The sequence below is a fragment of the Halopseudomonas sp. genome (assembly GCF_036961105.1).
Taxonomy (GTDB): Bacteria; Pseudomonadota; Gammaproteobacteria; order Pseudomonadales; family Pseudomonadaceae; genus Halopseudomonas.
The window spans coordinates 518,555-527,674 of sequence record NZ_JBALWW010000001.1; the positions used below are offsets into that span (position 1 = coordinate 518,555).

General features: G+C 59.1%; 10 protein-coding genes and 1 other RNA gene. 7 read left to right on the forward strand and 4 right to left on the reverse strand.

Annotated elements, in window-relative coordinates:
- Nucleotides 1–233: 233 nt before the first annotated feature.
- The 5 genes from petA (at nt 234) to V7756_RS02380 (ending at nt 4,087) form a co-directional block, all read left to right on the forward strand.
- Nucleotides 234–827 carry a ubiquinol-cytochrome c reductase iron-sulfur subunit gene (petA, locus tag V7756_RS02360; RefSeq protein WP_088274914.1) on the forward strand — a complete coding sequence of 198 codons (594 nt, stop codon included), beginning with the start codon at nt 234–236 and terminating at the stop codon, nt 825–827.
- Nucleotides 827–2,050, forward strand: coding sequence for a cytochrome b (locus V7756_RS02365; protein ID WP_335608551.1), 1,224 nt, complete (start codon nt 827–829; stop codon nt 2,048–2,050). The genes petA and V7756_RS02365 overlap by 1 nt, the downstream gene beginning before the upstream one ends.
- Entirely contained in the window at nt 2,050–2,838 is a 789-nt protein-coding gene (locus V7756_RS02370; protein WP_335608552.1) for a cytochrome c1, read from the forward strand. Before V7756_RS02365 ends, V7756_RS02370 begins: the two co-directional genes overlap by 1 nt.
- A gap of 161 nt (nt 2,839–2,999) precedes the next feature.
- A complete protein-coding gene (locus V7756_RS02375) occupies nt 3,000–3,629 on the forward strand; it encodes a glutathione S-transferase N-terminal domain-containing protein (RefSeq protein WP_335608553.1) in 630 nt (209 codons plus the stop codon).
- A 38-nt stretch (nt 3,630–3,667) separates the two neighbouring features.
- Nucleotides 3,668–4,087 carry a ClpXP protease specificity-enhancing factor gene (locus V7756_RS02380; RefSeq protein WP_335608642.1) on the forward strand — a complete coding sequence of 140 codons (420 nt, stop codon included), beginning with the start codon at nt 3,668–3,670 and terminating at the stop codon, nt 4,085–4,087.
- 85 nt (nt 4,088–4,172) lie between these two features.
- Here V7756_RS02380 and V7756_RS02385 read toward each other — a convergent pair whose 3' ends face one another.
- The 4 genes from V7756_RS02385 to V7756_RS02400 are packed head-to-tail and all read right to left on the reverse strand — an operon-like array spanning nt 4,173 to nt 7,532.
- Nucleotides 4,173–4,736, reverse strand: a complete 564-nt coding sequence (locus V7756_RS02385; RefSeq protein ID WP_335608554.1) for a BON domain-containing protein — start codon at nt 4,734–4,736, stop codon at nt 4,173–4,175.
- Nucleotides 4,733–5,326 carry a phosphoheptose isomerase gene (locus tag V7756_RS02390; RefSeq protein ID WP_335608555.1) on the reverse strand — a complete coding sequence of 198 codons (594 nt, stop codon included), beginning with the start codon at nt 5,324–5,326 and terminating at the stop codon, nt 4,733–4,735. The genes V7756_RS02385 and V7756_RS02390 overlap by 4 nt, the downstream gene beginning before the upstream one ends.
- Nucleotides 5,327–5,337: 11 nt before the next feature.
- A complete protein-coding gene (locus tag V7756_RS02395) occupies nt 5,338–5,712 on the reverse strand; it encodes a YraN family protein (RefSeq protein WP_335608556.1) in 375 nt (124 codons plus the stop codon).
- Nucleotides 5,712–7,532 (reverse strand): penicillin-binding protein activator, encoded by a 1,821-nt coding sequence (locus tag V7756_RS02400; RefSeq protein ID WP_335608557.1) that lies wholly within the window; start codon nt 7,530–7,532, stop codon nt 5,712–5,714. Before V7756_RS02400 ends, V7756_RS02395 begins: the two co-directional genes overlap by 1 nt.
- Nucleotides 7,533–7,688: 156 nt before the next feature.
- Here V7756_RS02400 and rsmI point away from each other — a divergent pair, with 156 nt between their 5' ends.
- Together rsmI and rnpB are read left to right on the forward strand one after the other, a co-directional pair.
- Nucleotides 7,689–8,543, forward strand: a complete 855-nt coding sequence (gene rsmI / locus V7756_RS02405; RefSeq protein WP_442908935.1) for a 16S rRNA (cytidine(1402)-2'-O)-methyltransferase — start codon at nt 7,689–7,691, stop codon at nt 8,541–8,543.
- Nucleotides 8,544–8,707: 164 nt separating this feature from the next.
- An RNA gene (rnpB, locus tag V7756_RS02410) (RNase P RNA component class A) lies at nt 8,708–9,066 on the forward strand.
- The last annotated feature ends 54 nt before the right edge of the window (nt 9,067–9,120 follow it).

The following is a 9,120-nucleotide window of genomic DNA, read 5'->3' on the forward strand; positions in this document are numbered from 1 at the left end:
GGAAGGAGTGCCGGGCGTTTTCGTATCTGCGGCAAGGTGTCGCGCCTGCTATGGTTAGATGCAAGTCCCTGATTGGGCGCGAATTCGGTATAGTGTCGGCCGTGCTGGGAGTGGATATCACCTTGTCAAAAAAGGGGTTTTTCATTACCATCGGGTTCATTTTGTGCAGGCTGTTCAACACTTCAAAAGGCCTTCTGAAAAGGTCCAGAAATTAGCTGATGGGAGACGACTGGATGAGTAATGACGGCGTGAATAATGGCCGGCGTCGCTTCCTGGTGGCCGCCACGAGTGTGGTTGGTGCCGCCGGAGCAGTAGGGGCCGCAGTCCCCTTCGTGGGGGCTTGGTTCCCCAGCGCCCGAGCCAAGGCGGCTGGTGCGCCGGTAAAGGTGAATATCAGCAAGATCGAGCTGGGTCAGCAGATCGTTGTCGAATGGCGCGGTCAGCCCGTGTTTGTTTCGCATCGGACCCCTGAGGCCATTGCGGTCCTGGACGAGATGGACTCGGTTGTTGCCGATCCCAACTCCCAGGCTTCCGTTCAGCCGGCCTATGTGGATGGCAAGACGCGCGCGATCAAGCCTGAGCTGCTGGTAGTGATGGGCGTATGTACCCACCTGGGTTGCTCCCCGCTGTTCAAGCCGGAAGTGGCCGCTGCCGACATGGGTGCCGACTGGAAAGGTGGGTACTTCTGCCCTTGCCACGGCTCTCACTATGACATGTCCGGTCGCGTCTTCAAGGGCCAGCCTGCGCCCCTGAATCTTCCGGTACCGCCCTATTCATATGAGTCTGATGACGTAATCGTGATCGGCGTGGATCAGGAGAGCGCCTGATGAATAAATTGATGCAATGGGTGAACGAGCGGATGTCCGTCAATCAGGTGATGGAAGATCACCTGACCAAGTACTACGCACCCAAGAACTTCAACTTCTTCTACTTTTTCGGCTCGCTGGCCATGCTGGTGCTGGTTAATCAGCTGGTTACCGGTATCTGGCTGACCATGAGCTACGAGCCCTCCGCCGACGGTGCCTTTGCCTCCGTTGAGTACATCATGCGTGATGTGGAATACGGCTGGCTGCTGCGTTACCTGCACTCGACCGGCGCATCTGCGTTCTTCGTGGTGGTGTATCTGCACATGCTGCGTGGCCTGATGTACGGCTCTTATCAGAAGCCGCGTGAGCTGATCTGGCTGTTCGGTATGCTGATCTATCTGGTGCTGATGGGTGAAGCCTTCATGGGTTACCTGCTGCCTTGGGGTCAGATGTCCTACTGGGGTGCTCAGGTGATCATCTCCCTGTTCGGTGCGATTCCGTTCATCGGTCCGGATCTGGCGCAATGGGTACGTGGCGACTTCCTGATCTCCGGTATCACTCTGAACCGCTTCTTCGCGCTGCACGTTATCGCGCTGCCGATCGTTCTGCTGGGCCTGGTTGTGCTGCACATCATCGCGCTGCACGAAGTGGGCTCCAACAACCCTGACGGTATCGATATCAAGAAGTTCAAGGACGAGAATGGCAAGCCGCTTGATGGCATCGCCTTCCACCCGTACTACACCGTTAAAGACATTGTCGGTGTTGTGGTCTTCCTGTTCGTGTTCTGTGCCATTGTGTTCTTCTTCCCGGAGATGGGTGGCTATTTCCTCGAGAAGCCGAACTTTGAAATTGCCAACCAGTTGAAGACGCCTGACCACATTGCGCCGGTCTGGTACTTCACGCCCTTCTACGCAATTCTGCGTGCGGTGCCTTCGATTGCCGGCTCCGCGTTCCCTGGCGTGGTTGCCATGGGTGGCGCTATTGCGGTTCTCTTCGTTTTGCCCTGGCTGGACCGTAGCCCGGTTCGTTCAATCCGTTACAAGGGTTGGATGAGCAAGCTTGCGCTGTTCCTTTTCTGCGTGGTCTTCGTGATCCTCGGGATTCTGGGCGCGGTGCCGTCCACTCCGGCGCTGACGCTGTTGTCGCAAGTTTGTACCGTACTGTATTTCGCGTTCTTCATCCTGATGCCGTTCTACACAAGCATGGAGAAGACCAAACCGGTTCCGGAGAGGGTTACTGGCTGATGAAAAAACAATTGATTGCCCTGTTTCTAGCGCTGGTGCCGGTGGTTTCCATGGCCGCTGGTGGCCACGGCGTTGAGTTGGATGAGGCGAATATCGATCTGACCGACAAGGCCGCCATGCAGGATGGTGCGCGGACCTTCGTCAACTACTGCATGGGTTGCCACGCTACTCAGTATCAGCGCTATGAGCGCGTAGCCAACGACCTGGGGATACCAGAGCAGTTGATGCTGGACAACCTGGTCTTCACCGAAGGCACACTGATCGGCGAGCACATGAAAAACGGCATGCGTCACGATGACGCCAAGACCTGGTTCGGCGCTGCGCCGCCAGATCTGACTTTGGTTGCGCGCGTGCGTGGTGCCGACTGGTTGTATACCTATCTGCGTACCTTCTATGAAGATCCGCAGCGCCCGCTGGGGGTCAACAACAAGGTGTTCCCCAATGTGGGCATGCCTAATGTGCTGGCCGAACTGCAGGGTCGTCAGGTGGTAGGTTGCAAGGCCATGCCGGTGAAGAATCACGATGGCAAGGTCATGCGCGACACTCTGACTGGCGATATCGTCAAGGAAGAGCAGTGTGATGTGCTGACTATCGTGCCGGATACCGGGACCCAGACCGAAGAGGAGTTTGATACTACGGTTCGCAACCTGGTTACCTTCCTCGCCTACTCGGCGGACCCGGTCAAGCTTGAGCGCCAGCGCATTGGTGTCTATGTGCTGCTGTACCTGGCCTTCCTGTTCGTCTTTGCCTATCTGCTGAAGCGTGAATACTGGCGCGACATTCACTGATAGCCGGTATTTGCTGATGATTGGTGCGCGCCCTTTGGGGCGCGCACTTGTTTCTAGGGTATAATGCCGTTTCGTGTGCGCGGGCTGAGTCCCGCGTTTTTTGAGTTACATGCTGCATTCAGCGTGCTTGCCGCAGTCCGCTAAAGGATGAGGGTTGATTTATGGGCGTCACCGCCAACAAGCGTTCCTCAATGGCTTTTTTCTCAGACCCGCGTGATCACTATTGCCACCGTGTACGTATCGTACTGGCGGAGAAGGGTGTGACCGTCGATGTGGTCGATGTAGAGCCAGATAATCACCCCCAGGAACTGGCAGAAACAAACCCTTACAACAGTGTTCCCACGCTGCTGGATCGTGATCTGGTGCTCTATGAGCCGAATATCATGATGGAATATCTGGATGAACGTTTTCCGCATCCGCCGTTGTTGCCGGTTTATCCGGTCGCACGCGCCAACAGCCGCTTGTTGATGTATCGGGTGCAGCGCGACTGGTGCCGTCTGGTGGATGTCATTGTCGATGCCAAGAGCGCACCGGCCGCGGTGACCAAGGCGCGCAAGGAGTTGCGTGAAAGCCTGACTGGAGTGGCTCCGGTGTTCACCGAGATGCCGTTCTTCATGAGTGAAGAGTTCAGTCTGGTGGATTGCTGTATCGCACCGATTCTCTGGCGTTTGCCTGAGCTGGGTGTCGAGCTGCCCAAGCAGGCGAAACCGCTGCAGGACTATATGGACCGCGTATTCCAGCGCGAAGGTTTCATTGCCAGTCTGTCTGCTGCCGAGAAGGAAATGCAGTAACTCATTCGACGCAACCAGAGGAGCAAGGCATGCCGGAGATGACTTCCAGTCGCCCCTACCTGATTCGAGCGCTGTATGATTGGATTCTGGATAATCAGTGCACGCCGTATTTGCTGGTCAATGCCGGCTTTCCCCAGACTGCGGTACCCGAGGGCTTTGTCGAGGATGGGCAGATTGTGCTCAACCTATCGCCGAGTGCGGTGCGTCAGCTGGATATGGACAATGATCGTATCTGCTTTGATGGTCGCTTTGGTGGGGTCCCGCAACAGGTCTGGATTCCTGCCGGAGCAGTGATGGCGATTTACGCCAGAGAGAACGGTCAGGGTATGGTCTTCGAGATCGAGCCGGTAACACCGCCACCCAGTGATGGTGAGGGCGATACAGCCGGCAAAGGTGCTGCTGCCAGGCCAGCCAGTAAACCAGACAGCGGCAGGCCTGCGCTCAAGGTGGTCAAGTAACGGCGCTGTAACGGGGCCTTGCATGAGCTATAAAAAACGCCACATCCCGAGTGGGGTGTGGCGTTTTTTATGTTGCTGCTATCGGTCAGATATACTCGAAAAGCTTGACGATGCGCTGCACCCCACCAACCTGCTGCGCCTCGGCGACCGCCAATGCGGCTTCGTTCTGGCTTACCAGGCCCATCAGGTAGACGACGCCGGCTACGGTCACCACCTTGATGCGGCTGCCGGGAATATTGCTGGCGGTCAGCAGACGGGTTTTCAAGTTGGTGGTGATCAGCGCATCCTGATTGCGTGCGAGCAACGACAGCGGGCTGCTGGCAGTCAGCTCGTTATGCACCACTTTTACCTTTTGCGTGTTCTTCGCGGCTTCGCCAGCAAGCGGGATCAGCTCCTGACGGGGGAGTTGGCCAGCCAGCAATACCACGCCGTTGTAGCTGGTTACCGAGATGCGGCCCTGGCTCTCGATGTCGGGGTGGGCCTTGTTGACGTTAACCGAGACCTTGGTTTCGATGAACTGATCGTCAATGCTGCTGCCCAGGGTGCGGGTGCCACGATCATCTTCGATAGGGGTGTCACGGGCGGCGGTGAGTACGCTGGTGCAGCCTGACAGCATGACGGCCAGGGCTACCGCGAGAATACGGGTCATTCTTCACTCCCAAAAAGTTGACGGTCTATTAGGTCGCACAGGCAGTGGATGGCCAGCAGGTGGACTTCCTGAATGCGCGCGGTAGAGCGGGCCGGGACGCGTATTTCCACGTCTTCTGGCAGCAGCAGAGAGGCCATGGCGCCGCCGTCGCGACCGGTGAGGGCGACTACCAGCATTTCGCGGTCATGCGCGGCCTGGATGGCCTGCATGACGTTGGCGGAGTTGCCGCTGGTGGAGATCGCCAGCAAAATGTCGCCGGGCTGCCCCAGGGCGCGGATCTGCTTGGAGAACACCTCTTCGTAGCTGTAGTCGTTGGCGATCGAGGTGATGGTCGATGCGTCGGTAGTCAATGCGATCGCGGGCAGGCTGGGGCGTTCGCGCTCGAATCGGTTGAGTAGCTCGGAAGAGAAATGCTGCGCATCGCCGGCCGAGCCGCCGTTGCCGCAGGTGAGTATCTTGCCTTCGTTGAGCAGGGCATTGACCATCGATTGGCTGCCCTGTTCGATACTGGGCCCCAGTACCTCCATGGCGCGGGTCTTGGTTTCAATGCTGTCGGTGAACAGCTGTCTGATTCTGTGTTGCATGTCCATAGGGGAACTCGCTAGCAAGTGAAAGCCTCTCGGATCCAGTTGTAGGCAGCGGGATCCGCGGGATTGCCTTCGGCGGCAATAACATCGAAGCGACAGGGGCGGTTAGCCAGTTTCGGGTGGGTCAGAAGAAAATGTTGGGCAGCCAGGATGACGCGTTGCTGCTTTGGCTGATTGACACTTTCTGCTGCGCCACCCCAGCGGTTTTGCCGCCGGTAACGCACTTCGACAAATACTACTGTATCCCCGTCCCGCATGACCAGATCAAGCTCGCCGAGCTTGCATTTGTAGTTGCGGGCAAGGCAGCTGAGACCTGCGTCCAACATGATTTGTTCCGCCAGTGCCTCGGCCTGATTGCCGGTGCGCTGGCGGGCGGTAAAGCGCAGCATCAGAAGGCGTTGTCGCTCGTTGCAGGCGCAAGCCGACCATCCTCGATCTCGCCCCAGGCGAGATCTCGTTGGATGCGTCCGCCCTGGCCCAATGACAGTAGCCCGGTGGCACCGTCGATGCGGGTATCTGGATACTGGCGCATCTGCGGCAAGCGGCTGAAGATGCGCTGTGCGTCTATGCCCATGGCATAGAGACGGCCCAGTGCGCCGGAAGCCTGCGGCCAGTTGGCGGTAACGCTCTGATAGAGCGGATCGTCCTGCTCGAGCAGCCAGGGCGTCTCGGCCACCAACAGGCCGTCCAGGTCGGCGTTCTGGGTGCCGCTTGGGTCAACCTGATAAGAGTGTGAAGTGGCATAGACGGGAAGCTCTGCGGCGTACTGGAATGCCAGCGTCGGCTTGATCTGTCTGGCCTGTAACGGGGTAGCGGCAAGGAAGAGGGCATCCAGGTCCTGGCGCGGCGTCGGTTGCGCCTTGACGTCGCCGAGAATGCTCTGGATGGTGCTGGCGCGACGTTCGCTCTGGCGGATCTTCAGCAGTTCGCCCATCTGGTTGGCGACGGTAGCGGGCTGGTCAACAATTTCCTGTCCGAGCAGTTGCCCGCCCAGCGACTCCCATTGCTGTTTGAAGGCCTGGGTTGCGCGCTGGCTCCAGTCATCGTTGGTCGAGAGCGTTGCCATGCGGCGGCGACCGTCTTCCCAGGCGCGGTTGGCGGCGGAGCGGGCTTCGTCTTCCGGTGCCAGGCCAAACTGATAGAAAGTAAGCGCGTTGTTGCTGGGCTGTTCGCTGTAATTCAGCGATAGCACCGGCAGGGGCAGTTCGGGCAGTCCGGCCAGATAGGCGACCTTGTCCTTCTCCAACGGCCCTATGATCCACTGCACACCTTCGGCCTTGGCCTGATTCAGGGCTTGCAGGGCATCCACATACTGAGTGCTGTCGTACAGAGTGACTTCGGGCTGCTCTATGCCCTGGCTTTGCGCCTGGTACTGGGCGGCGAGAAAGCCATCGCGCAGGGCTTGGGCCACATTGGCGAGTGGGCCGCTGAAGGGTAGCAGCAGGCCGATATGGGTAGGCCGGCTGGCTTGCAATTCCTGCAACTGCTCCATGGCTTGCGGCAGCTTCGTGTTGGCAGGGTGGTTCGGATAGGTTTCGCGCCAGGCCTGCAATGCCTGCACCTGCAGATCCAGATTGGCATTCTGGCGATTGATCAGCGCCAGTTGCACCCAGCCGGCAAATTCACCGGTGGCGCTATTGGCCGCGCTTTGCAGGTCGGCGGTGCTGGCGTTGGCGAGGCTGTCCCAGATGGCTTGCTGATTGTTGGTTTGCGCGCTGGCCGGCAACAAGCTGTTGATATACATGCGTTCGCGTGCGGCTTCGAGTGGCTGCTCGTTGGCGTCGTAAATGTCGGCGCGGAGTTGCTGGAGGCGCAACTGTTCGTCCAGCGGCCGGCTGTCGAGCTGTTGCAGGGAGGGATGCTGGATGGCGCGCTGAGCGCCAGCGTTGTCGCCGAGGGCAAGGGCGCTCTGGGCCTGCAGTTCGCTGAAGCGAATCTGTTGGTCGCCGGGCAGCTTGCTTTGCGGGATGCGTTGCAGAATCTGTTGTGTGCGTTCGGCGTCGCCGGTCTGCATGGCCGCCTGGGCGGCATAAAGGCGCAGCAGGTCTGCCTCTGGGCCGGCTTCGCCTTCGGCATCCTTCAGCAGTTGGTCGACTGAAGCCTGTGGGGTTCTTGGCAAGTCATCCAGTTGCGTGGGTTGGGAGGAGCAGCCCACCACCAGCCAGGAAAAGGCGATGGCGAGAGCGGGCAGGCGTAGATTGCGGGGCATGCAGAAGTGTCCTTACGCGGCGGGTCGCAGCGACAGCGCTCCCCTTGAGAGAAATCAGTGCCTGCATTGTAACCAAGGCCCTTGCCAATCTCCAGGCAATCGCAGCGGTGCTTGTCGCTCCTGTACAATGCGTCACAGATTACCTCGGGGGTTTATATGACGACCAGCACAGGCACGCTTTACGTAGTTGCCACGCCGATAGGCAACCTGCAGGACATGACGCCGCGCGCTCTGGAGGTGCTGCGGTCGGTGGCTCTGATTGCCGCCGAGGATACCCGTCACAGTGCAAGGCTGATGCAGCACTTCGGTATTGCTACGCCCATGACCGCCTGCCACGACCACAACGAGCGTGACAAGGGCGAGCGGTTGGTTGCCCGGTTGCTGGCGGGCGATGACCTGGCGCTGATCTCGGATGCAGGTACTCCGCTGATCTCCGACCCTGGTTATCACCTGGTGCGCCAGGCGCGTGAAGCTGGCATACGCATTTCGCCGCTGCCGGGCGCCTGCGCGCTGATCGCGGCACTGAGTGCTGCAGGCTTGCCCTCGGACCGCTTTGCCTTCGAGGGCTTTTTGCCCGCCAAGTCGCACGGCCGACGCCAGCGGCTGGAAAGTCTTGCCAGTGAGCCGCGCACCTGGATGGTCTATGAGGCGCCGCACCGCCTGCTGGAATGTCTGGATGACATGCACGACATTCTGGGTCCACAGCGGCAGGTGACGCTGGCGCGTGAACTGACCAAGACCTTCGAGACCTTGCGCTGTGCGCCCATTGCCGAGTTGGCAGGTTGGGTGCGCGCTGACAGCGATCAGCAGCGTGGTGAGTGCGTACTGGTGGTGGAAGGCGCGCCTGCGCCGGCCGCGGAGGCGGTGTCAGCGGAATCGTTGCGGGTGCTGGAGGTACTGCTGCAGGAGCTGCCGGTAAAACAGGCCGCCCAACTGGCAGCGCAGATCACCGGTGAGCGCAAGAATCAGCTGTACCAGCTGGCTTTGCAGCGCGGCAAGAGCGCTGAGTAAGGCGCTTGTATGACAGAGCTGTTCCCTTGTCGCGCCTATTTTGGATGCCACGGTGAAAGGGGCCGGATAGTGGCTATTTTTGGGCATATGTCCCAGACAAGCTTTGCTCGGGCAAGGTGTTTTCTGCTTGCCCTGCCTTGATAAGGCAGCTAACCTTGCCGCCAAGAGTTGGCTGGACAGTCGCTGTGTTGGTGTCGCAAGGCACTGGCAGGGAGGAAAGTCCGGGCTCCATAGGGCAGAGTGCCAGGTAACGCCTGGGGGGCGCGAGCCTACGGAAAGTGCAGCAGAAAGCAAACCGCCTAAGCGCGCAAGCGCCGGTAAGGGTGAAAAGGTGCGGTAAGAGCGCACCGCGCAGCTGGTAACAGTCTGTGGCGTGGTAAACCCCACTCGGAGCAAGACCAAATAGGAATCCATCGGTGTGGCCCGCACTGGATTCGGGTAGGTTGCTTGAGGTCGTCAGTGATGGCGATCCCAGAGGAATGACTGTTCTCGACAGAACCCGGCTTACAGGCCAACTCTTATTTTTATTCTTGTTGTGACTCCCTTCGCTTTTAGATCAAAAAAATCTTACTCCTCA

Coding starts and splice junctions, on each gene's coding strand:
- petA (WP_088274914.1), top strand. CDS start 234: ATGAGTAATGACGGCGTGAATAATGGCCGGCGTCGCTTCCTGGTGGCC.
- V7756_RS02365 (WP_335608551.1), top strand. CDS start 827: ATGAATAAATTGATGCAATGGGTGAACGAGCGGATGTCCGTCAATCAG.
- V7756_RS02370 (WP_335608552.1), top strand. CDS start 2,050: ATGAAAAAACAATTGATTGCCCTGTTTCTAGCGCTGGTGCCGGTGGTT.
- V7756_RS02375 (WP_335608553.1), top strand. CDS start 3,000: ATGGGCGTCACCGCCAACAAGCGTTCCTCAATGGCTTTTTTCTCAGAC.
- V7756_RS02380 (WP_335608642.1), top strand. CDS start 3,668: ATGACTTCCAGTCGCCCCTACCTGATTCGAGCGCTGTATGATTGGATT.
- V7756_RS02385 (WP_335608554.1), bottom strand. CDS start 4,736: ATGACCCGTATTCTCGCGGTAGCCCTGGCCGTCATGCTGTCAGGCTGC.
- V7756_RS02390 (WP_335608555.1), bottom strand. CDS start 5,326: ATGGACATGCAACACAGAATCAGACAGCTGTTCACCGACAGCATTGAA.
- V7756_RS02395 (WP_335608556.1), bottom strand. CDS start 5,712: ATGCTGCGCTTTACCGCCCGCCAGCGCACCGGCAATCAGGCCGAGGCA.
- V7756_RS02400 (WP_335608557.1), bottom strand. CDS start 7,532: ATGCCCCGCAATCTACGCCTGCCCGCTCTCGCCATCGCCTTTTCCTGG.
- rsmI (WP_442908935.1), top strand. CDS start 7,689: ATGACGACCAGCACAGGCACGCTTTACGTAGTTGCCACGCCGATAGGC.